Below are 23,318 nucleotides of genomic sequence, written 5' to 3'. Positions count from 1 at the left end.
TTACAGATGATCAAAAAACTCTTGATTGCCAACAGAGGAGAAATAGCGGTGCGCATCATTAGGGCAGCCCGCGAGATGGGGATAGAATCTGTAGCTGTATTTTCAGAAGCTGACAGGGAAGCACTCCATGTTCAGCTGGCCGATGAGGCTTACTGCATTGGCCCAACAGCGTCAAAGGACAGCTATTTGAATTTCACCAATATAATTAGTGTCGCTAAGCTTACAGGCTGTGACGCGATCCATCCAGGTTATGGATTCCTTGCTGAAAATGCGGACTTTGCTGAACTGTGCAGAGAATGCAATATTATCTTTGTCGGCCCGACTCCAGAAGCCATCAGCAAAATGGGCACAAAGGATATTGCAAGGGAAACCATGAAGGAAGCAGGAGTACCGATTGTTCCTGGCTCCAACGGAATCATAAAGGATACAGAAGATGCTATTCAGCTTGCTGAAAAGATTGAATATCCGGTAATTATTAAAGCGACTGCCGGCGGAGGCGGGAAAGGAATCCGTGTAGCCCGCACTGAACAAGAGCTTATTAAAGGAATTACGATCACTCAGCAGGAAGCACTAACGGCTTTCGGAAATCCTGGCGTTTATATTGAAAAATATATTGAGGACTTCCGCCATGTGGAGATCCAGGTTCTTGCAGATAATTACGGGAACACCGTTCATCTGGGAGAAAGGGATTGCTCCATTCAAAGGCGTCTGCAAAAGCTGCTGGAGGAAACGCCTTCACCTGCTCTTGACGGGGAAACACGCGAAGAAATGGGAAATGCAGCTGTTAAAGCAGCAAAAGCGGTTGATTATACAGGCGCTGGCACGATAGAATTTATATACGATTATCAAAATCGCAAATTCTATTTCATGGAAATGAACACGCGTATTCAAGTGGAGCATCCAGTTACAGAAATGGTTACAGGGGTCGATTTAATCAAGGAGCAAATTAAGGTTGCTTCAGGTGAAAAGCTTAATTTCACACAGGGTGATGTTACTTTTAGCGGCTGGTCGATCGAATGCAGAATTAATGCGGAAAACCCTGAGAAGAACTTTATGCCATCAGCAGGAAAGATCAATATGTATCTGCCTCCTGGCGGGCTGGGTGTCAGAGTGGACTCTGCTGCCTACCCTGGCTATATGATTCCTCCATACTACGATTCAATGATTGCAAAAGTGATCACTTACGGCAATACTAGAGAAGAAGCCATTTCCCGAATGAAACGGGCATTAAGTGAATTTGTAGTGGAAGGGGTACATACAACAATCCCATTCCACCTCAAGCTCCTAAGCCACGAAAACTTTGTGGAAGGGCAGTTTAATACGAAATTTCTTGAATTGCATGATGTAATGAATTCTTAAAGACTTGTGGAGGTGCTAAAATGAGCGAAAATAATATTCTCGAAATGAGCCCTGAAAATTCTGGCCTTGGCAAGGTGGAAATTGCACCGGAAGTTATTGAGGTTATTGCCGGCATTGCTGCTTCAGAAGTAGAAGGCGTAGCGCAAATGCGCGGAAACTTTGCTACAGGAGTGGTTGAAAGGCTCGGTAAGAAGAACCATGGCAAAGGCGTAAAAGTCGAATTAACAGAAGAAGGCATCAAAGTTGATGTATATTGTCTGATGAAATTCGGCGTCTCCATTCCAAGCGTTGCCCAAAAAATTCAGGATAACATCCGTCAGGCCCTCCTGAATATGACAGCCCTTGACGCCCAGGAAGTCAACATTCACGTAGTAGGAATCATGTTTGAAAACCAAAAGCACGAGGTTGAATACGAACAGGAAATGTAACTCACCATCAAGCCAAAGACATAAAACTCGTCTTTGGCTTTTCTCATGGTTCATTCTCATCATCATTCACTCCTCAAGACGTTATAAAGGAGTTTTTAAAGGGAAAATTAAATTTATAAGTTTCCAGCCTAAATTCATGTTACTGTCCAAACATAATGCTCTTGTTGTAGTGCGAAGATTCCTTACTTATGCTATTATCTTCTTATGCAATTTTTGGACGTGCAAATGCTCAAAAATGAAAATTACTATGTTAGCCATAAAGGGGTTTTATAAAGATGAAGAGAAGAACAGCCAGAGAAAAAGCATTGCAGGCATTATTTCAAATTGATGTAAGCCAGACAGAGCCCGAGACCGCCATCGAACATGTTTTAGAGGGTGAAAAAAGCGATGCGTACCTGAACAAACTAGTATCAGGTGTCCTGCAGCATAAAGAAATAATTGATGGCGAAATCAAAGGATTTCTTGAAAAATGGACACTGGAGAGGCTTGCTACTGTAGACCGCAATCTTCTGCGCTTATCTGTTTTTGAGCTGCTGTATTTAGCGGAGGAAGTGCCAGCCAATGTGGTGCTCGATGAAGCAATTGAAATCGCCAAGCTTTACGGTGATGATCAATCAAGCAAGTTTATTAATGGTGTTTTATCAAAGGTAAAAGAAAAGCTTTAAAAACATTAGAACTCTGACTCACACTGGATGTGCTGACACTTTCTGGATGGAAGCGGGCCGGCAGTCCTTATCATAGGCGCTTCCGAGTTCCTGATAGGGGGATAGAAATGGCTGCAGAATTAATAGATGGAAAAGAAATTGCAAGAAAGAAACAGGATCATATCGGTTCAGAAGTGCAGAAGCTGAAGGAGGAAGGGATCACGCCAGGCCTGGCCGTTATTTTAGCGGGAAATAATCAGGCATCCAGAACATATGTAAAAAACAAGCAGAAAACCTGCGATAAGCTGGGAATGAATTCTATGCTTATTGAACTTTCCGAAAACGTCAGCGAGCAAGAGCTTATCATAAGAATCACTGAGTTAAACGAAAATGAAGATATCCATGGAATCCTTGTCCAGCTCCCGCTCCCAAGCCATATTAATGAAAAAGCCATCATCGAGGCCATATCTCCTGAAAAAGATGTTGATGGGTTTCATCCCATAAACATTGGCAGGATGATGACAGCTCAGGATGCTTATATACCCTGTACTCCCGCAGGGATCATTGAAATGCTGGATAGCATTGGTGCAGACATTTCCGGAAAGCATGTAGTGGTTATTGGGAGAAGCAACATTGTAGGAAAGCCCGCGGGGCAGCTGTTCCTTAATGAAGACGCTACTGTTACATACTGCCATTCGAAAACGGCTGATCTGAAGGAATATACAAAGAGGGCGGATATACTGGTGGCGGCAGCAGGGAAAGCGAATTTAATCACTGAAGACCATGTTAAAAATGGCGCAATCGTAATAGATGTCGGCATGAATCGAGATGGGGAAGGAAAGCTTTGCGGCGATGTTGATTTCGATGCAGTTAGGCAAAAAGCAGGATTTATAACTCCTGTTCCAGGCGGAGTGGGACCGATGACAATTGCCATGTTAATGCATAATACGCTAAAGGCAGCAAAGCTTTCCAAAAGCAAAATTTAAAAGTAATGGCCGCCATAGATGCAAAATCTGTCCATTTCCATTATCCTGTAATTAGGAAAACCTGTCATGCAGGTATAAGCATGCGGGTGAGTGGAAGGACAGTTTTTTTAATAGGTAAGAAAGAATAATCTTGAACTTTGATAATTGTCTAGCTCCACAAGGAAAGCTTCGACAGCTATGTCATCGCACGACTAAAAGCTCAAGCTTTTAGGAGGAGCGCCTCCCCCCTCAAGGTGTCGGTGGTGTGCAAGGCGTTTGCGCTTTTCTTGAGTTATTGCTCTGCAACAGATGCAATGCAGCTTCAGCATAAAGGAGATTGTTATGAAGGAACAGCAGTATCTGACAGTAAACGCACTGACCAAATACATAAAAAGAAAATTTGATGCCGACCCTCATCTGCAAAATATTTTGGTTAAGGGAGAAATCTCAAACTTTAAACAGCATTCCAGCGGCCATATGTACTTCACTTTAAAGGATGAGAAAGCCCGAATTTTAGCCGTAATGTTTGCAGGAAATGCGAGGACAATGAAATTTAGGCCGGAAAATGGCATGAAAATCTTAGTTCGCGGAGCCATATCCGTTTATGAATCCAGCGGGCAATATCAAATATACGTACAGGAAATGCAGCCGGACGGGATTGGTGAAATGTATCTGGCTTATGAACAGCTTAAAGAAAAACTTGAGAAAGAAGGATTCTTTTCACCTGCGCATAAAAAAGATATTCCGCGTTATCCAAAAACAGTTGCGGTTATCACATCCCCTACTGGAGCTGCAATCAGAGATATTTTGACAACGCTCAAAAGGCGCTATCCAATTGCAAACATACTTATATACCCTGCGCTTGTTCAGGGGAACCAGGCAGCTCCCTCGATTGTGAAGGCGATAACGGAAGCTAATGTTTCCAGGGATGCAGATGTCTTAATCATCGGCCGGGGCGGAGGCTCCATTGAAGAGCTTTGGGCCTTTAATGAAGAAGCCGTAGCCAGGGCAATATTCAAGTCTGAAATCCCTATAATTTCAGCAGTCGGCCATGAAACGGATTTTACAATAGCAGATTTTGTTGCAGATTTAAGAGCCCCAACCCCAACGGGAGCTGCAGAATTGGCTGTTCCGCATATCGATGACTTGATGGAAAGGCTTTTCAACAGGCAATCACGGCTGATAAGAGCGATGAAAGAACAAGTTGCACTGCAAAATGAAAGGCTTCTAAGGGTGAAGAAATCATACGCTTTCAGGTACCCGCAAAAATTATATGAGCAAAAAATGGAACAGCTGGATAAAGTGACCGAACAGTTAATGAGAGGCTCAAGAAGGCTGCACGATTTAAAACTTGAGCAGGCAGAAACCCTGCAAAAAAGGCTGGTTCGGAGTCATCCAGGGCAGCTGAAGGATCAGGCGAAAGAAAACAATGATAGGCTTCATAAACTGTTAAACAGAACAATGGCAAACATCCTGGCTGCAAAAGAAAAAGACTTTGCGAGAGTTATTTCAACCCTCGAGGCGCTCAGTCCGCTCAAAATTATGGATAGGGGTTATAGCCTTGCTTATACAGAAAAGGAAACCCTAATAAAGACCGTGTCCCAAGTTAAAGCGGATGATATGATAAAATTGAAGGTGTCTGATGGAACCATTGAATGCAAGGTAACGGATATTGAGGAGTGAATGGCATGGCGGATGAAAAACAACTTACATTTGAACAAGCAATGGAAGAACTTGAAGTTATTGTAGAAAAGCTTGAAGAGGGAGATGTTCCCCTTGAAGAGGCTATAAATATTTATAAAAAAGGCATGGAGCTCTCAAAATTATGTCATGATAAGCTTAAAAACGTGGAATCACAGCTTACGGAAATACTGACGGAGGATGGCCGTAAATCGAACTTCGCCATTCCGGAGGAGGAATAATCTTGCAGCAATCCTTAAGTTCTTTCTCTGAACTGCATAAACAGAAACTGGAAATTCATTTAAAGGATTACGTACATAAATTAAACGCTCCTTCTGAAATCAAGGAATCGATGCTCTATTCACTTGAAGCAGGAGGAAAGCGGATAAGGCCAATGCTGTTATTTGCTTCATTGGCTGCTTTTGGCGAGGATACGTCGAAAGGGCTATGGACTGCGGCGGCAATTGAAATGGTCCATACTTATTCGCTCATTCACGATGACTTGCCAAGCATGGATAATGATGACTTAAGAAGAGGCAAACCGACTAACCATAAAGTATTTGGAGAAGCATTTGCCATCCTGGCAGGCGATGCCTTGCTTACTTACAGCTTCCAAACAATTGCGGAAACGCCAGAAGAATTTGCTTCTGCTGAGACAAAGCTTTCTTTAATCAAGGAACTGTCGAAAGCTTCCGGTGCTGAGGGGATGGTAGGCGGCCAGGCAGCAGACATTAAAGGGGAAGGCAAGCAGCTGGGCTTAGAGGATCTTGAGTACATCCACATGCACAAAACGGGCAAACTGCTGGAATGCAGTGTTGTATCAGGAGCAATTTTGGCAAATGCCAGTCAGGAAACGATTCAGGCTCTATCTAAATTTGCCTATCACCTGGGACTGGCTTTTCAGATCAGGGATGATATCCTCGACCTTGAAGGGACAGAGGAGATAATCGGGAAGCCTGTAGGCAGTGATGAATCAAAAGATAAAAGTACATATCCATCACTTCTTTCAATGAGCGGGGCGAAAGAGGCGCTTGAAGAACATATCAGATCTGCAAAAGAAAAGCTGAGGGAAACAGGCCTTCAAACAGAGCTGCTCGAAGAAATAACAGATATAATTGCAAACAGGGATCACTAAATCGGAAGTCAGGGTGCCGAAAATGAATTAGAAAAACGATGGTCTTGCCGCTGTACTTTTGTATCAGCGGCATTTGCTGTTTAATAAAATGATGGTCTTCAATGTGTATATTTTGGTATCATAGGAATTGCTGCCGGAGGAGTTTGCGCATTTTTTTCCTGTGCATGCATTGGGACAGCGGCAGTGACCCATCAAGAAAGCATATTTTGAAAGCTGTTTAATCTGAAAAGCATTTGGAAAATCTCCTGTAATAAGGTAATCTTAAGATATTATCTTTTAGACAGGCTAGACTCTGAAATAATTAGGCTATGGTTTGTTGAGGCTAATGCCAGCAATGCCTAACATTACGAAAAAAAACGGACGAATAAGATACGAAAGTGAGTGGTCCGCAGTATGGATCTGTTATCAATTAAAGACCCTTCCTTTTTAAAAGGGCTCTCGAATAAAGAATTGGAAAGTTTGAGTCAGGATATCCGCACTTTCCTAATAGAAAAGCTTTCAGGCACAGGCGGGCATATTGGCCCTAATCTTGGAGTTGTTGAGCTGACTGTTGCATTGCATAAATGTTTTGACAGTCCGAAGGATAAAATCATCTGGGATGTCGGGCATCAGTCATATGTCCATAAAATTCTTACGGGCCGTGCGTGCCAATTCGATACTTTAAGACAATATAAAGGTCTTTGCGGTTTCCCAAAAATGATTGAAAGCGAGCATGACGTGTGGGAAACGGGGCACAGTTCCACTTCTTTATCTGCTGCGATGGGAATGGCTATTGCCAGGGACTTGAAAAAAGAGAATAATTATGTCATTCCGGTAATTGGGGATGGTGCCTTAACAGGCGGGATGGCCTTAGAAGCCTTAAACCATATCGGTCATGAAAAAAAAGATATGATTGTCATATTAAATGACAATGAAATGTCAATTGCCCCTAATGTTGGTGCTCTTCACAATGTCCTTGGAAGGTTAAGGACTGCAGGCAAATATAATTGGGTAAAAGATGAACTTGAATATTTATTAAAAAAGGTTCCGGCAGTCGGGGGGAAATTGGCCTCAACTGCTGAAAGGCTGAAAGATAGCCTAAAGTATCTGTTTGTGTCAGGCATGTTCTTCGAAGAATTAGGTTTTACCTATTTGGGCCCTGTTGATGGGCATAACTATGAAGCCTTATTCGAGAACCTTGCTTATGCAAAGAAAACTGAAGGCCCAGTGCTTCTCCATGTTATAACGAAAAAAGGAAAAGGCTATCACCCTGCCGAAAGCGACCGGATTGGCACATGGCATGGTACAGGCCCATATAAAATGGAGACAGGCGACTTTGTGAAACCTGCAAGTACGCCGCCTGCATGGAGCAAGCTTGTCTCAGAAACCGTCAGGAAGCTTGCAAGAGAAGATGAAAGAATCGTTGCAATCACTCCTGCAATGCCTGTCGGCTCGAAGCTTGAAGGATTTGCAAGTGAATTTCCGGATCGAATGTACGATGTTGGTATTGCTGAACAGCACGCAGCAACGGTAGCTGCCGGGCTGGCAACTCAAAATATGAAGCCGTTCCTTGCGATTTATTCTACTTTCCTGCAGCGTGCTTATGATCAGGTCGTTCACGATATTGCGCGCCAGAACTTGAATGTATTTATCGGTATAGACCGGGCAGGACTTGTAGGTGCAGATGGGGAAACTCATCAGGGAGTATTCGATATTGCGTTTTTAAGGCATTTGCCGAATATGGTATTGATGATGCCAAAAGATGAAAATGAAGGCCAGCATATGGTAAAAACAGCTATAGAATATAATGATGGCCCTATCGCTATGCGCTTCCCGCGCGGAAATGGCATCGGAGTGCCTATGGACACAGAACTTAAGACTATTCCAATCGGAACATGGGAAGTTCTGCGCGATGGCAATGACGGAGCGATTTTAACCTTTGGGACAACCATTCCAATGGCTTTGAAGGCAGCTCAGCTCCTGGAGAAGCAGGGACACTCCATTAAAGTCATCAATGCGAGGTTTATTAAGCCGCTTGATGAAAAGATGCTGCATGAATTGTTCACAGTCAATATGCCTATTCTTACTATAGAAGAAGCTGTGCTGCAGGGTGGATTTGGAAGTGCAATTCTTGAATATGCACACGAGCATGGCTTCCATCATGCCGAAATCGACCGTATGGGGATACCTGATAAATTTATTGAACATGGCAATGTAAATCAACTATTAGAAGAAATCGGAATGACTGCAGAAGATGCTGTTGAGAGAATGGGAAAACTGGCAAGAAAAAAACAAAAAAGGGCTTAAAGAATGAAAACAAAGAAAGAACGATTAGACGTTTTATTAGTTGAAAGAGGTCTTGCGGAGACAAGAGAAAAAGCGAAAAGAGCCGTAATGGCCGGCCTGGTGTTCAGCAATGAAAGCAGGATGGATAAGCCCGGCGAGAAGGTTAATGCAGATATTCCTCTCACTTTAAAGGGGAAGGTCATGCCATATGTCAGCCGAGGAGGCTTAAAGCTTGAGAAAGCGCTAAAGGTTTTTGATTTAGAAATCGAAGGCAAGATACTCCTTGACATTGGATCCTCAACGGGGGGCTTCACAGATTGTGCCCTGCAGAATGGTGCCAAAATGTCTTATGCTTTAGATGTCGGATATAATCAGCTTGCCTGGAAATTAAGGCAGGATGAACGGGTAGTTGTAATGGAAAGGACCAATTTCAGGTATGTAACCCCAGCCGACCTTTCAGCCGGTATGCCTGATTTTGCGTCAATTGATGTTTCGTTCATCTCTCTAAAGCTTATATTGCCTGTATTAAAAACACTGCTGGTTCCTGGCAGTGACACAGTTGCCCTAGTGAAACCGCAGTTTGAAGCTGGACGGGAACAGGTTGGGAAAAAGGGGATTGTCAGAGATCCTAAAATACATGAAGCCGTGCTTGATAAAATTATCGAATTTGCACTGGGCCTAGGCTATGACGTCAAGGACGTTTCCTATTCACCCATTACAGGCGGAGACGGCAACATAGAATTTCTCCTCCATCTGTATTGGTCAGGCAGCGAAGAAGAAGGAGAGATCCTTCTTAAAGCCCAGACAGATGAGGTTGTAAAAGAAGCCCATGCCGAGCTGAAAACGAAGCAGGGTAAAGAAGAGGAATAGGCTTACTGCCTGTTCCTTTTTTATAAAAGGAATTTGTCGACTTTCAACGAATTATATAAAATAATATACGGGAAAAATTGTACTTTATTGAGAAAATCAGCTAACATTAGAGTGCAAAACACTTTAAATTAATTTTTTTCTGCCTGCTGTCAAGCGGCTGATTATAGAGGTGAAAAAATGAATAAAGGGCAAAGACATATTAAAATCCGCGAGATTATTACAAATAACGATATTGAAACACAGGATGACCTGGTGGATGAATTGAAAAATGCCGGGTTTAATGTAACTCAGGCGACTGTCTCAAGAGATATTAAAGAGCTTCACCTGGTGAAAGTTCCATTAATGGACGGCAGGTACAAATACAGTCTTCCGGCGGATCAGCGTTTCAATCCGCTGCAAAAGCTTAAAAGAAATTTAATGGATGCCTTTGTCAGAGTGGATACGGCAGGACATCTTCTTGTAATGAAGACTCTTCCCGGCAATGCCATGGCTATTGGCGCACTTATTGATAACCTTGACTGGGAAGAGATTCTGGGAACAATCTGCGGGGATGACACATGCCTGATCATATGTAAAACCCCAGAAGATACAGAAGCAATTTCAAACAGGTTTCTTGAAATGCTGTAGATCATTTTTCTGGCTGAGAGGCCAACGCTTCGAGGTCTTAATCTGGCAGGCGGGCGTTCTTTGCTTTTCTTAAAAGATGAGAATGTACAAATTCTGAAGTTAGATAACTGTCTAGCTCCAGCGCCTGCTCTCTTGAGGTGTCGGGGGGTGGGCAAGGCGCTTGCGCTTTTCTTATGAGGTGATATGATTGTTAAACGAGATATCCATACGAAACTTTGCCATAATCGAAGCCCTTTCTGTCTCATTTGAAAAGGGCTTAACTGTTTTAACTGGTGAAACAGGGGCAGGAAAGTCCATCATTATCGATGCCATTCACTTGCTGGCTGGAGGAAGGGGATCTGCAGAATTTGTCCGCCATGGTGAAGATAAGGCTGAAATTGAGGGGCTTTTTATCCTGGATGATCCTAAACACCCTTGCTATAGAAGATCTGCTGAATTTGGGATAGAGATTGAAGATGGAATGATTGTTCTCCGCAGGGATATATCAAAGACAGGAAAAAGCGTCTGCAGAGTGAACGGAAAACTTGTTACTATTTCTGTATTGAGAGAAATCGGAAGTTCACTTATTGATATACATGGTCAGCACGAACATCAGGAATTAATGGATGAAACCTTTCATCTTCCTCTCCTTGATCAGTTTGGAGGATCCAAGATATCCGCCGCCTTAACTGAATACCAGGCTATCTACAGGTTATATGAAGGTACTCTGAAAAAGCTTAAGAATTTAAGTGAAAATGAACAGCAAATGGCGCATCGGCTTGATTTAATTCAATTTCAGCTGGATGAAATTCAATCGGCTCAGCTGAAGTTGAACGAAGATGAAGATTTGATTGAAGAAAAGAGCAAGCTTTCCAATTATGAACGTATTTTTGATTCTCTTCAGTCAGGCTATAATGCCCTTCAAGGAGAACAAAAAGGGCTTGATTGGATCGGAATGGTTATGGGCTATATGAATGATGCTGCGGAACTGGACCACGCTTATAAAGAAATAGCGGAAAATGTGGCAAACAGTTTTTATTTGCTTGAAGATGCAGCCAGATCACTCCGAAATGAAATGGACTTTATGGAATATGATCCACAAAGGCTTAATGAAATAGAAAGCAGATTGAATGAAATTAATGGGCTAAAAAGAAAATATGGAAAAACGGTTGACGAAGTTCTGGAATACGCTGCAAAGATAGAAGAAGAAATTGAAACTCTGCAAAATAAAGAAACCCATATTGATAAGCTGCAAAAGGAAGTTGCTGCTTTGAAAAAAGATTTACTGGTTGAAGGGGAAGAATTGAGCAAGCTGCGCAGAAAATCTGCTCTTAAGCTAACGAAGTTAATTCATAAAGAGCTTAAGGAATTATATATGGAAAAGACAATTTTTGAGGTCAGATTCTTTTCTGATCCCGAAGTCTTTCTGAAGAACGGAGTTGACAGGGCGGAGTTCTACATATCCACCAATCCGGGGGAACCGCTAAAGCCGCTGTCTAAAATTGCATCAGGCGGTGAATTATCCCGGATCATGCTTGCTTTAAAGAGCATATTTTCAAAACATCAGGGTATCACAAGTATTATTTTCGATGAAGTAGACACAGGCGTGAGCGGCAGGGTTGCACAAGCCATCGCGGAAAAGATTCATCACGTTTCCGTGGATTCACAGGTGCTGTGCATCTCTCATCTTCCGCAGGTTGCGGCCATGGCAGATACTCATTTATTTATTGCTAAAAACACAAAGGATGGGCGGACAAAAACAACAGTAAAACCGCTGACTGAGGATGAAAAAATCAAAGAAATCGGCCGTATGATTTCTGGAGTGGAAATTACTGATTTGACAAAAGAGCATGCGAAAGAGCTGCTGCATCTGGCTAATCAGCTAAAGTAATTTTGATCAATTATAAGGTCTGTTCCCATCGGCGGCGCTATCAGATCTAATACCTTGAAAAGCTATCCAAAGCAGGATAGCTTTTTTTATGTGAATGGCTGTTATAAATGCCTTCGATGCAGGCAAAATTAAAGATGTAGCCATTTGACGTGGATGGACTAGAAGCGAGGAGAGTGAAAAATTTGACATATGATGTTTTACGCAAAATAATTGGTGGAATTCTCCTTGTTTCATTAATTGCTTTAGGTTTTTCCAAGCCTGTTCAAGAATATTTGCAAATACCTGCAAATATTACTCTTTTTGAAGGGCAGCAGCTGGACATTGTAAAGGCAGAAGCAGTGTCGGCTGGACTGTCCATAGATAATACAAGTGTTTCACTTAAGGAAGATACCCATTCGATATCGCTTCATGCAAATGAAAATGGAAAAAATGAAATGCTTCTCGAGCTGGCAGGGTTTCCGATAAAGAAAGTTGATGTTAACGTCTTAAAAGATTTTAAAGTAATTCCAGGTGGCCAATCGATTGGGGTTAAACTGAATACAGTAGGCGTGTTAGTAGTTGGACACCATCAGGTTAATACGGCTGAAGGAAAAGCTTCCCCAGGCGAAACAGCCGGCATAAAGATTGGAGATATCATTACAGAAATCAATGGAAAGAAAATAGAAAAGATGTCAGATGTTGCTCCCTTTGTTCAAGATGCAGGCAAAAGCGGCAATCCGCTCCAAATTATTGTAAGCCGGGAAAGCGGGAAGGTTAAAACTGAGCTGACTCCCTTAAAAGAAAACGGGGAAGAAACCTATAAGCTTGGATTATATATACGTGACTCTGCGGCAGGCATTGGGACGATGACTTTCTATCACCCTGAATCAAAAAAATATGGAGCACTCGGCCATGTTATTTCCGATATGGACACAAAGAAGCCAATTGTGGTTGAAGACGGACAAATTGTCAGATCGACTGTTACTTCAATCGAAAAAGGCAGCAATGGCAATCCCGGTGAAAAACTTGCACGATTTTCCTCAGATAAAGAAATAATAGGAAATATAGTCAGAAACAGTCCTTTCGGAATATTTGGGGAATTGAACCGGGATATGAAGAACGGAATTTTTGACAAACCGATGCCAATAGCTTTATCCCATCAGGTAAAAGAGGGAGCTGCTCAAATTTTAACTGTGGTCGACAATGATGAAGTACAATTGTTTGATATTGAAATTGTCAGTACGATTCCGCAGAAGTTTCCGGCAACAAAAGGAATGGTCATAAAAGTGACGGATCAGAAGCTGCTTGAAAAAACAGGCGGCATAGTTCAGGGGATGAGCGGAAGCCCGATTATCCAGGATGGCAAAATTATTGGAGCAGTGACACATGTATTTGTAAATGATCCTACTTCAGGATATGGTGTCCATATTGAATGGATGCTAAATGAAGCAGGCATCGATATATATGAAAAAACTGAAGAAAAAGCATCCTAAATAATGAATGGATCTTTTAAAAGGCGGGTAAAACCCGTCTTTTTTCTATTCTTGTACAGTGAAATAAAACAGGCGCATAACAGGCTAAACAAAAACTATGAGGAAAACAGACATTGGTTATGTTAAAATGAAAATAAAGATTTTTCGACAAAAATACACGAATTGCAAAGAGTATGACGAAATCGGTCGAAAACAGAAGAAAACAAAAGAATAAATGAGGTTTAGTTGGTTTTTTAAGAAAATTTCAAAAAAGTAGAGGAATTTTTGTTGCATTGTCGAATTTCTCATTTAGAATAGAAAATAGATATCAAAAAGAGCGTGTTCGAAAATGAACATTCATTAAAGAGACCATAATTGGACCGAGGAGGAAAGTAAGTGAAGAAAATAAAAGTTTGTGTTGTGGATGATAATAGGGAACTGGTCGGGCTTTTAGAGGAATATATATCTTCCCAGGAAGACATGGAAGTTGCCGGAGTTGCACATAATGGACAGGATTGCCTCGAAATATTAGAGCAGACACAGCCCGATGTTCTTGTATTGGATATCATCATGCCTCACTTGGATGGACTTGCTGTACTCGAAAAAATGAGAAACTTAAATTTGAATAAACTCCCTAATGTCATCATGCTTACTGCATTCGGCCAGGAAGACGTTACCAAGAAGGCGGTGGATTTGGGAGCTTCATATTTTATCCTTAAACCATTTGACATGGACAATCTGGCAAGCCATATACGTCAGGTCAGCGGAAAATCAAATTCATTTCTCCGCAAACCCGCTCCATCTTACCGTCCTCAGGCAGAAGCAAAGCCTAAGAACCTGGATGCCAGCATCACCAGTATCATCCATGAAATTGGCGTTCCTGCCCATATTAAAGGATACCTATATCTCCGTGAAGCAATTTCAATGGTGTACAATGATATAGAACTTCTCGGTTCCATTACAAAAGTACTGTACCCTGATATTGCTAAGAAGTTTAATACTACGGCAAGCCGTGTGGAGCGTGCAATCCGCCATGCGATTGAAGTTGCGTGGAGCCGCGGTAATATTGATTCCATTTCCTCTCTTTTCGGATATACAGTCAGCATGACAAAAGCAAAGCCGACCAACTCAGAATTTATTGCAATGGTTGCAGATAAGCTGCGTCTGGAGCATAAAGCTTCTTGAAAGGGTAAGGACTTATAAAAAATCATTTATTAATTTTGCTGCGCTCCTTATGGGGCGTTTTTATTATCCTTTAAACTCCGGAAACAAAAAGGTTCAGTTTGAAATTTCCCAAACTGAACCTTTTTAATTTATTTCTTTTCTTCTTTCTCAAGCTCCATCATCTTTTGAATCAGAATGTGCTGAGGCATATGCATGATTTGCTCAAGAGGAAGATTTAGTTTTTCAGCAAGCTTTAATGCTGTTTCCGGTGATATCTGCAGCGGCTTCACTTTTATCCCCCACTAACTTATTTGGTTTTAAAGCGTTCCTGTACTTTGTTTCTCTTTCGATCGCGATAAAGAATAAATCCTGCGATAAAGCCAAGGCCTATGATTAAGAAAAGGAAACCTGAAACAAATTGAAGCCATAAATATGGAAATGGGCTTTGCAGTATGCCAAAGACCATATCTCTCATTAATTTTATTCCATAGACAGCCAATATGCCCGGCAGGAGTAAAATCAATAAAGCAATTAGTCTAATCATAAAAAATTCCCCTTCAAATCGAATTACCTACCGAAATCATAAATCATTAAATAAATTTGTCAAGTGCCGCTGCTATGCTAAAATAAATTCATGAAGAATGTTGCACGGAATATTGTCAAGTGTGCAAGAATTTTCAATGAAAGAGGTAAAACGATGCAAACAGTAATGATTGTCGGTGCAGGAAAAGGCGGTACGGCTATCCTAAAAATAATAAAAGAAACGGCTGTTCTGGATGTAAAAGCAATGGTGGATATTGATCCGGATGCTGAGGGGCTTCAGATTGCCAATGAAAGCGGCATCCCGATTGGCACTGATTGGCGTCATTTTATGGATCAAGATCTTGATATCATTATTGAAGTCACCGGAAATGAACAAGTGTTTATCGACATCAGGGAAGCCAGAAGCAAAAATACGGTCCTAATACCTGGAAGTGTAGCTTTTTTAATCGCGAAATTACTTGAAGAAAAGGAAGAGCTGATTTCAAAATTCAGAAATGAAACGTATAAGCATGATTTGATTTTTAATTCAACTGATGACGGAATGATTGTAATCAATAACCTTAGTGAGATTACAGTCTTTAATCGAAGTGCGGAGAGAATGACAGGTATTAAGAGGAAAGACGCTTTAGGAAGAAAAATTAATGAAGTCATCACAGACAGTATGCTTCCCAGAGTTATGGCAACAAGGAGAATTGAAGCGAATCAGGAAATGACTTTGGCAAATGGCCTGAAAATTATTACGACAAGAATACCGATGCTTGGAGAAAATAACGAATTAATGGGTGCATTTGCTGTTTTTAAGGACATAACAGAAGTAGTCTCGCTTGCGGAAGAAATTACGAATTTGAAAGAGATACAGACGATGCTTCAGGCGATTATTCAATCAAGTGAGGAAGCTATTTCTGTGGTTGATGAAAATGGGGAAGGGATTTTAATTAATCCGGCATATTCCAGGCTTACCGGCCTGGAAGAAGAAAAAGTGATCGGGAAGCCTGCCACAGCTGATATTTCCGAAGGTGAAAGTGTTCATATGAAGGTTCTTCAAACGAGAAGGGCTATGAGAGGTGTGGCCATGAGGGTCGGACCGAAAAGAAAAGATGTTATTGTAAATGTTGCGCCTGTTATTGTTGACGGAAAGTTAAAAGGAAGTGTGGGTGTTATTCACGACGTATCGGAAATTCAGAATCTGAACCGTGAATTAAGCCGGGCAAGACAGATTATTCGTACATTGGAAGCGAAATATTCATTCGAGGATATTATTGGAACATCTGAAGAGATGACGCTTGCAATTGAACAGGCAAGACTCGGAGCTAAAACTCCAGCTACCGTTTTGCTTAGAGGAGAATCAGGGACAGGAAAAGAATTGTTCGCCCACGCTATACATAATGCAAGCGACAGAAAATATAACAAATTTATCAGGGTTAATTGCGCCGCATTATCAGAGTCTCTTTTGGAAAGCGAATTATTCGGCTATGAAGAAGGGGCATTTTCGGGAGCGAAAAGAGGCGGCAAACGTGGTTTGTTTGAGGAAGCTGATAAAGGCAGTATATTTCTGGATGAAATTGGAGAGCTGACAGCTAACACTCAGGCGAAACTCCTCAGAGTGCTTCAAGAACATGAAATTACAAGAGTGGGAGGGACTAAGCCTATCTCAATAGATGTTCGTGTTATTGCTGCGACTAATGTGAATTTAGAAAAAGGAATTGCAGACGGCACCTTCAGGGAAGACTTATACTACAGGCTGAATAGAATGCCCATACATATTCCTTCATTAAGACGCAGGAAGGAGGATATTCCTCTTCTATGCAGCAGGCTTATTCAAAAGATCAACCAGGAATATGGACGGAATGTAGAAGGTGTAACAGAACAAGCTGTTAATAAACTGATGGCCTATGATTGGCCGGGAAATGTCAGAGAACTTGATAATATTCTCGGCAGAGCCATTATTTTTATGAATTACAATGAAACGGAAATAGAGGAACGGCATATTCCGGATTTAATAGGTGCCAATAATCCTTCGCCAATCGTTGAAACAAGTGAAGAAGTACAAACTAAAACCTTAGCTCAGCTGATAGAGCTGTATGAGGCGAAAATGATCAGACAAACACTTTACAAGCTGGATGGGAATAAAACCAAGACAGCTAAATTACTTGGACTCTCAGTCAGGAATCTTTACTATAAACTGGAGAAATACAATATTGCAAAAGATGGCATGCAATAAATTTCATAGTGTGCAATTATTTGCGTACTTTAGTTCGGTGAATAAAGCGTTTTCACAGCGTTTTAAAGTTGGCACACTTCTTGCAAGTATAAAAAACGGATGGACATCAAGAGAAAGGCGTCGATAATTGTCTAGCACAAGCAGCCTGCCCCCGCGAGGTGTCGGGGAGGGTGAGGCACGCGCTTTTCTAGTAAGGGGGTTGAACAGATGAAATTGGATTCGCTTCTAACGAAAGCAACCCAATATGGTGAGAAAACTGTAGCCGTAGCCGCAGCGGAAGACGAAGAAGTTCTCGAAGCCGTTGCAGAAGCAATTAAGCTGAACTTAGCAAGCTTTTTATTATTCGGGGATCAGGTAAAAATCCGCGAAATCTTAAATCAGAATCATAGCGCAGCAGCTGATAGCCCTAAGCTTGAAATCATTCATGCAGAATCGTCTGCATATGCTGCAGAATTGGCAGTAAGGGCTGTAAAAGAGCAGAAAGCCAATGTGCTGATGAAGGGAAATATCCCGACGGCAGGTATTTTAAAAGCTGTCTTAAATAAAGAATTCGGCTTAAGAACAGGAAATGTTTTATCACATGTGGCCGTATTTGAGGTTCCAGGTTTTGAACGATTTACAATTGTCACTGATGCAGCGATGAATATTGCACCGGACCTTAACCAAAAGGCACAAATTCTGAAAAATGCAGTTGAAATTGCAAGGAGCATAGGAATAGAAAAGCCTCTTGCAGCTCCGATTGCTGCAGTAGAGGTTGTTAACCCTGCTATGCAGGCAACTCTGGATGCCTCAGCATTAACTCTTATGAACCAAAGGGGCCAAATAACAGATTGTCTTGTCGACGGTCCTCTTGCTTTGGATAATGCAATTTCTTTTGAAGCGGCTGAACATAAGGGGATCAAAAGCGAAGTTGCCGGACAGGCAGATATTTTATTAGTGCCGACTATCGAAGTTGGGAATACTTTATATAAATCACTTGTCTATTTTGCTAAAGCAAAAGTAGGAGCCGTTATCGCAGGTGCCAAAGCTCCGATTGTTCTTACTTCAAGAGCAGATTCGGCTGAAAGCAAGGTTTATTCACTGGCTTTAGCGATATGTTCAGCAAAGTAATGGATCTGATAGACATTATTCATTCAGCATTTTATAAATCGCAATTAAAAATTTATTATCCAAACGAACATACTACTTTTATTAAATCCGGGGAGGAATTATAACATGGAAATCTTCAAATACCTAGAAACTTACGATTATGAACAAGTGGTGTTTTGCCAGGACAAACAATCAGGTTTAAAAGCTATTATTGCTATTCATGATACCACTTTAGGCCCAGCACTTGGCGGTACACGCATGTGGACTTATGAATCTGAAGAAGCAGCTATTGAGGATGCATTGCGCCTTGCACGAGGCATGACTTATAAGAATGCAGCAGCTGGTTTAAATCTTGGAGGCGGTAAAACAGTTATTATCGGCGATCCGCGCAAAGATAAAAACGAAGAAATGTTCCGTGCATTCGGACGCTATATCCAAGGCTTAAATGGACGCTATATTACTGCTGAGGACGTGGGTACTACTGTAGCTGATATGGACCTGATCCATGAGGAAACAGATTATGTAACAGGAATTTCACCTGCTTTCGGATCTTCCGGCAACCCTTCACCAGTTACAGCTTATGGGGTATACAGAGGAATGAAGGCAGCAGCAAAGGCGGCATTCGGAACTGACTCTCTTGAAGGCAAAACAATTGCTGTTCAGGGTGTTGGAAACGTAGCGTTCAATCTTTGCCGCCATCTGCATGAAGAAGGTGCACAGCTGATTGTTACGGATATTAATAAAGAAGCTGTACAGCGTGCCGTTGAAGAGTTCGGTGCTAAAGCAGTTGAACCAAATGAAATTTATGGAGTTGAATGCGATATTTATGCTCCTTGTGCTCTAGGTGCGACAGTTAATGATGATACAATTCCACAGCTGAAAGCCAAAGTAATCGCTGGAGCCGCCAACAATCAGCTTAAAGAAACACGCCATGGTGATTTAATCCATGAGATGGGCATCGTTTACGCTCCAGACTATGTAATTAATGCAGGCGGAGTTATTAATGTTGCAGATGAGCTGTACGGATATAACCGCGAACGTGCAATGAAAAAAGTTGAAACTGTATACAATAATATTGAAAAAGTTATTGAGATTGCTAAAAGGGATGGAATTCCGACATATAAAGCGGCTGACCGCATGGTTGAGGAAAGAATTGAAAGAATGCGTAATTCACGCGGACAATTCCTCCAAAACGGCCATCATATTCTAAGCCGCAGATAAGTTTCAGGGAGGACTATCTTTCCTGAAATGCAAAGCGCTGAATGGAATATTCAGCGTCTTTGCCTTTAAAAACAGAGTAGAAAAAATGCAGCGGCAGTTATAGTACCTGAGTAAGAGTATGCTTTTACAAGGGAAATTTCCGCTCTTTATGGAGGTTTAAACGTGCTAGAACAAGAACATCGAATTCTCGTCATCAATCCGGGATCCACTTCAACTAAGATTGGAGTCTTCGATAATGAGATCTCTGTCCTGGAGAAGACATTGCGCCATGATGCAGATGTCATTAACTCTTATGAAAGTATTATCGATCAATATGAATTCCGCAAGCAGACCATTCTGGAAACACTTGATCATGAAGGAATCAATATCTCCAAATTAAGTGCAGTGTGCGGACGCGGCGGTTTGCTGCGACCGATTGAAGGAGGCACATATTCAGTTAATGATGCAATGCTTGAGGATCTTCGTGCCGGTTTTGCTGGTCAGCATGCTTCTAACCTTGGCGGAATCCTGGCATATGAGATTGCTTCGGGTTTAAATATTCCTTCGTTCATTGTCGATCCGGTTGTGGTTGATGAATTGGATCCAATTGCCCGTATTTCAGGCTTTTCAATGATAGAAAGAAAAAGTATTTTCCATGCCTTGAATCAGAAAGCTGTTGCCCGGAGAGTAGCCAAAGAACTTGGCAAAAAGTACGCGGAGCTAAACCTGATCGTTACGCATATGGGCGGAGGTATAACTGTAGGCGCTCATAAAAAAGGCAGAGTAGTGGATGTTAATAACGGACTTCATGGAGACGGGCCATTCAGTCCGGAACGGGCAGGTACAGTACCTGCTGGTGATTTGGTGGGACTTTGCTACTCCGGCAGCTTTTATCGTGAAGAAGTGATGAAGAAGCTTGTTGGACAAGGCGGTCTTGTAGGTTACCTGGGAACAAATGATGCAGTAAAAGTTGAAAAGATGATTGAAAGCGGAGATGAGAAAGCAAAGCTTGTCTACTCCGCAATGGCTTATCAGGTGGCTAAGGAAATCGGATCTGCCAGTGCAGTACTTGGCGGAAAGGTTGATGCCATCATCCTTACAGGCGGTCTTGCCTACGGCAAGGACTTTGTAAACGAAATCAGTGAGCGGATTAACTGGATTGCAGATGTTATTGTGCAGCCTGGTGAAAATGAACTGCAGGCACTCGCAGAAGGCGCTCTTCGTGTCCTCCGCGGTGAAGAGACTGAAAAAGAATATCCTGGGAAAAAAGCTGGCAAAGCAGCGTTGAAATAGAAGGGGGAAGCAACTTGGCACAGGAATATGATTTGGTGATTTTAGGCGGAGGCACAGGCGGTTATGTAGCTGCCATCCGTGCTTCACAGCTTGGTTTAAAAACGGCAATCGTTGAAAAAGGAAAACTTGGAGGGACTTGCCTTCACAAAGGCTGCATACCAAGCAAGGCTTTATTAAGAAGTGCTGAAGTGTTTGCTACCGCTAAACACAGTGAAGATTTTGGTGTAATGACAAGTGATGTATCAATCAATTTCAGTAAGGTGCAGGAACGAAAAAACAAAATCGTTGATCAGCTTCATAAAGGTGTTCAGCACTTGATGAAGCAAGGCAAGATTGATGTTTTCGAAGGGACAGGCCGTATACTTGGACCTTCTATTTTCTCTCCGATGCCAGGGACAATTTCTGTTGAAATGAACAATGGGGACGAAAATGAAATGCTGATCCCTAAAAATGTTATTGTAGCAACTGGATCACGTCCTCGTACCCTGCCAGGATTGGACATTGATGGACAGCTTGTAATGACTTCGGATGAGGCTTTAGCTTTGGAAGAAGTGCCAAGCTCCATTATAATTGTTGGCGGCGGAGTCATCGGCATCGAATGGGCATCAATGTTATCAGACTTTGGTGCTGAGGTAACAGTTATCGAATATGCTGACCGCATTATTCCTACGGAAGATAAAGAAATTTCAAAAGAAATGCAGCGCCTTATGAAGAAAAAGGGAGTCAAAATTGTAACAGGAGCAAAAGTGCTTCCTGAAACCCTTCAGAAAGGCGAAGGAGTTACGATTTCAGCTGAAGTGAAAGGATCTCAAGCGGAATTCTCAGCAGAGAAATTGCTTGTTTCTGTGGGGCGTCAGGCAAATACAGAGGGCATTGGCATTGAGAATACTGATATTCAGATTGAAAAGGGATTTGTTTTAGCAAACGAATACTTCCAGACAAAGGAATCCCATATCTATGCAATTGGTGACGTTATTGGCGGCCTTCAGCTTGCACATGTTGCTTCTCATGAAGGCATTGCAGCCGTGGAGCACATTGCCGGCAAGAATCCTTCTCCAATTGACTACAGCCTGGTTTCTAAATGCATTTACAGTTCACCTGAAGCGGCAAGCGTTGGATTAACAGAGGATGAAGCTAAAGAAAAAGGCCATAATGTCAAAACTGGCAAGTTCTCATTCCGGGCTATCGGAAAGGCACTCGTATTTGGTGAATCCGACGGTTTTGTCAAAATTGTGGCAGATAAGGATACTGATGATATCCTGGGTGTCCATATGATAGGCCCGCACGTAACAGACATGATTTCAGAAGCAGGCCTGGCGCGTGTTCTTGATGCAACTCCATGGGAAGTAGCGCATACCATCCACCCTCATCCGACGTTATCTGAAGCAATCGGTGAAGCTGCCCTTGCAGTTGATGGAAAAGCTATCCACGGATAAAGTTTTAATTTAATAAAATGAAATAGTCCAGGCTCACTTTTGGAGCCCGGGATACATATTAGCTTAGGAGGTTGTATAAATGGCTGAAAACCGTCATAAAGATTTAGGTTTAAGTGATGAGAAAGTTCTTGAAATGTATGAGACCATGCTATTAGCTCGCCGTATTGATGAGCGTATGTGGCTTTTGAACCGTGCCGGAAAAATCCCTTTCGTTATTTCATGTCAGGGACAGGAAGCTGCTCAGGTAGGTGCTGCATTTGCACTTGATCGCGAGAAGGATTATGTTCTTCCATACTATCGCGACATGGGAGTAGTCCTTACGTTCGGCATGACTGCAAAGGAATTAATGCTTTCAGGGTTTGCCAAAGCAGAAGATCCAAACTCAGGCGGCCGCCAAATGCCTGGACATTTTGGTCAAAAGAAAAACCGTATCGTAACAGGCTCTTCACCTGTAACTACACAGGTGCCTCATGCTGTTGGCGTTGCTCTTGGCGGAAAGCTGGAAGGAAAAGATCTGGTAACCTTTGTAACGTTTGGTGAAGGTTCTTCAAACCAGGGGGACTTCCATGAAGGTGCGAACTTTGCAGGTGTTCATAAGCTGCCTGTTATCTTTATGTGTGAGAATAATAAATATGCAATTTCGGTACCGATTGAAAAGCAGCTTGCTTGCGAAAACGTATCTGACAGAGCTATTGGATACGGCATGCCGGGTATAACAGTTGACGGAAACGATCCGCTTGAAGTATATAAAGCTGTGAAAGAAGCGGCAGACAGAGGCCGCCGCGGAGAAGGGCCAACATTGGTCGAAACCATTTCATACCGTTTAACTCCTCACTCATCTGATGATGATGACCGAAGCTACCGTGCTCCTGATGAAGTGGCTGAAGCGAAAACAAAAGATCCGATAATTACTTTTGGCGCATACCTGAAAGAAAATGGCGTTATGGATGATGCGATCGAAAAGGAAATTAATGACCGGGTTATGAAATTGGTAAACGAAGCAACTGATTATGCTGAAAACGCTCCATATGCAGAAGCGGAATCTGCTTTAAAGCATGTCTATGCTGAACAGTAAGGG

The 23,318-nt window shown here is 42.2% G+C and carries 21 protein-coding genes; 19 read left to right on the top strand and 2 right to left on the bottom strand.

Translation table 11 applies throughout. From position 1 onward, the window contains the following. Nucleotides 1-6: 6 nt before the first annotated feature. The 13 genes from accC (at nt 7) to spo0A (ending at nt 14,479) form a co-directional block, all read left to right on the top strand. The gene (gene accC / locus JI665_RS07945; protein WP_206838486.1) at nt 7-1,359 is read left to right on the top strand and encodes an acetyl-CoA carboxylase biotin carboxylase subunit; all 1,353 of its coding nucleotides are present in this window, start codon (nt 7-9) and stop codon (nt 1,357-1,359) included. 20 nt (nt 1,360-1,379) lie between these two features. Beyond that, a complete protein-coding gene (locus JI665_RS07940) occupies nt 1,380-1,787 on the top strand; it encodes an Asp23/Gls24 family envelope stress response protein (protein WP_009332897.1) in 408 nt (135 codons plus the stop codon). A 275-nt stretch (nt 1,788-2,062) separates the two neighbouring features. Further along, complete coding sequence (gene nusB, locus JI665_RS07935; RefSeq protein WP_206838484.1) at nt 2,063-2,452, top strand: transcription antitermination factor NusB; 390 nt, start codon at nt 2,063-2,065, stop codon at nt 2,450-2,452. 107 nt (nt 2,453-2,559) lie between these two features. Further along, nucleotides 2,560-3,417, top strand: a complete 858-nt coding sequence (gene folD / locus JI665_RS07930; RefSeq protein ID WP_206838481.1) for a bifunctional methylenetetrahydrofolate dehydrogenase/methenyltetrahydrofolate cyclohydrolase FolD — start codon at nt 2,560-2,562, stop codon at nt 3,415-3,417. Between the two features lie 321 nt (nt 3,418-3,738). Next, on the top strand, nt 3,739-5,079 hold the full coding sequence (xseA, locus tag JI665_RS07925; RefSeq protein WP_206838479.1) for an exodeoxyribonuclease VII large subunit: 1,341 nt from the start codon (nt 3,739-3,741) through the stop codon (nt 5,077-5,079). Nucleotides 5,080-5,084: 5 nt separating this feature from the next. Continuing rightward, nucleotides 5,085-5,318 carry an exodeoxyribonuclease VII small subunit gene (gene xseB, locus JI665_RS07920; protein WP_206838477.1) on the top strand — a complete coding sequence of 78 codons (234 nt, stop codon included), beginning with the start codon at nt 5,085-5,087 and terminating at the stop codon, nt 5,316-5,318. 2 nt (nt 5,319-5,320) lie between these two features. Next, a complete protein-coding gene (locus JI665_RS07915) occupies nt 5,321-6,211 on the top strand; it encodes a polyprenyl synthetase family protein (RefSeq protein WP_206838475.1) in 891 nt (296 codons plus the stop codon). Nucleotides 6,212-6,604: 393 nt separating this feature from the next. Further along, on the top strand, nt 6,605-8,497 hold the full coding sequence (gene dxs / locus JI665_RS07910; protein ID WP_206838473.1) for a 1-deoxy-D-xylulose-5-phosphate synthase: 1,893 nt from the start codon (nt 6,605-6,607) through the stop codon (nt 8,495-8,497). Nucleotides 8,498-8,500: 3 nt separating this feature from the next. Continuing rightward, nucleotides 8,501-9,346, top strand: a complete 846-nt coding sequence (locus tag JI665_RS07905; RefSeq protein ID WP_206838471.1) for a TlyA family RNA methyltransferase — start codon at nt 8,501-8,503, stop codon at nt 9,344-9,346. 177 nt (nt 9,347-9,523) lie between these two features. Further along, complete coding sequence (gene ahrC / locus JI665_RS07900; protein WP_009332889.1) at nt 9,524-9,973, top strand: transcriptional regulator AhrC/ArgR; 450 nt, start codon at nt 9,524-9,526, stop codon at nt 9,971-9,973. A gap of 187 nt (nt 9,974-10,160) precedes the next feature. Next, nucleotides 10,161-11,843 carry a DNA repair protein RecN gene (recN, locus tag JI665_RS07895; protein ID WP_206838470.1) on the top strand — a complete coding sequence of 561 codons (1,683 nt, stop codon included), beginning with the start codon at nt 10,161-10,163 and terminating at the stop codon, nt 11,841-11,843. Nucleotides 11,844-12,025: 182 nt separating this feature from the next. Continuing rightward, nucleotides 12,026-13,315: a SpoIVB peptidase gene (gene spoIVB, locus JI665_RS07890; RefSeq protein ID WP_206838468.1), complete on the top strand. Its 1,290-nt coding sequence runs from the start codon at nt 12,026-12,028 to the stop codon at nt 13,313-13,315. Between the two features lie 375 nt (nt 13,316-13,690). Further along, the gene (spo0A, locus tag JI665_RS07885; RefSeq protein WP_206838467.1) at nt 13,691-14,479 is read left to right on the top strand and encodes a sporulation transcription factor Spo0A; all 789 of its coding nucleotides are present in this window, start codon (nt 13,691-13,693) and stop codon (nt 14,477-14,479) included. 128 nt (nt 14,480-14,607) lie between these two features. Here the strand turns inward: spo0A and JI665_RS07880 are convergent, their stop codons facing one another. Both JI665_RS07880 and JI665_RS07875 read right to left on the bottom strand, forming a co-directional pair. Next, entirely contained in the window at nt 14,608-14,748 is a 141-nt protein-coding gene (locus JI665_RS07880) for a YycC family protein (protein WP_113884408.1), read from the bottom strand. 17 nt (nt 14,749-14,765) lie between these two features. Next, a complete protein-coding gene (locus tag JI665_RS07875; RefSeq protein ID WP_019380202.1) occupies nt 14,766-15,002 on the bottom strand; it encodes a DUF2627 domain-containing protein in 237 nt (78 codons plus the stop codon). A gap of 153 nt (nt 15,003-15,155) precedes the next feature. Between JI665_RS07875 and JI665_RS07870 the strand changes: the two genes are divergently transcribed. From JI665_RS07870 to JI665_RS07845, 6 genes are all read left to right on the top strand, one after another. Then, nucleotides 15,156-17,222 carry a sigma-54 interaction domain-containing protein gene (locus JI665_RS07870; RefSeq protein WP_206838464.1) on the top strand — a complete coding sequence of 689 codons (2,067 nt, stop codon included), beginning with the start codon at nt 15,156-15,158 and terminating at the stop codon, nt 17,220-17,222. 207 nt (nt 17,223-17,429) lie between these two features. Beyond that, the gene (gene yqiS / locus JI665_RS07865) at nt 17,430-18,332 is read left to right on the top strand and encodes a phosphate butyryltransferase (RefSeq protein WP_206838460.1); all 903 of its coding nucleotides are present in this window, start codon (nt 17,430-17,432) and stop codon (nt 18,330-18,332) included. Between the two features lie 105 nt (nt 18,333-18,437). Continuing rightward, entirely contained in the window at nt 18,438-19,532 is a 1,095-nt protein-coding gene (gene bcd / locus JI665_RS07860) for a branched-chain amino acid dehydrogenase (protein WP_009332881.1), read from the top strand. Between the two features lie 162 nt (nt 19,533-19,694). After that, nucleotides 19,695-20,804: a butyrate kinase gene (gene buk, locus JI665_RS07855; protein ID WP_206838458.1), complete on the top strand. Its 1,110-nt coding sequence runs from the start codon at nt 19,695-19,697 to the stop codon at nt 20,802-20,804. A 14-nt stretch (nt 20,805-20,818) separates the two neighbouring features. Further along, complete coding sequence (lpdA, locus tag JI665_RS07850) at nt 20,819-22,240, top strand: dihydrolipoyl dehydrogenase (RefSeq protein WP_206838455.1); 1,422 nt, start codon at nt 20,819-20,821, stop codon at nt 22,238-22,240. A gap of 79 nt (nt 22,241-22,319) precedes the next feature. Then, on the top strand, nt 22,320-23,315 hold the full coding sequence (locus tag JI665_RS07845; protein WP_206838453.1) for a thiamine pyrophosphate-dependent dehydrogenase E1 component subunit alpha: 996 nt from the start codon (nt 22,320-22,322) through the stop codon (nt 23,313-23,315). Nucleotides 23,316-23,318: the final 3 nt, after the last annotated feature.

It is taken from the genome of Bacillus sp. NTK034 (genome assembly GCF_017303275.1).
In the GTDB taxonomy this organism is placed as follows: Bacteria; Bacillota; Bacilli; order Bacillales; family Cytobacillaceae; genus Cytobacillus.
This window is presented reverse-complemented; position numbering and strand designations above follow the sequence as displayed.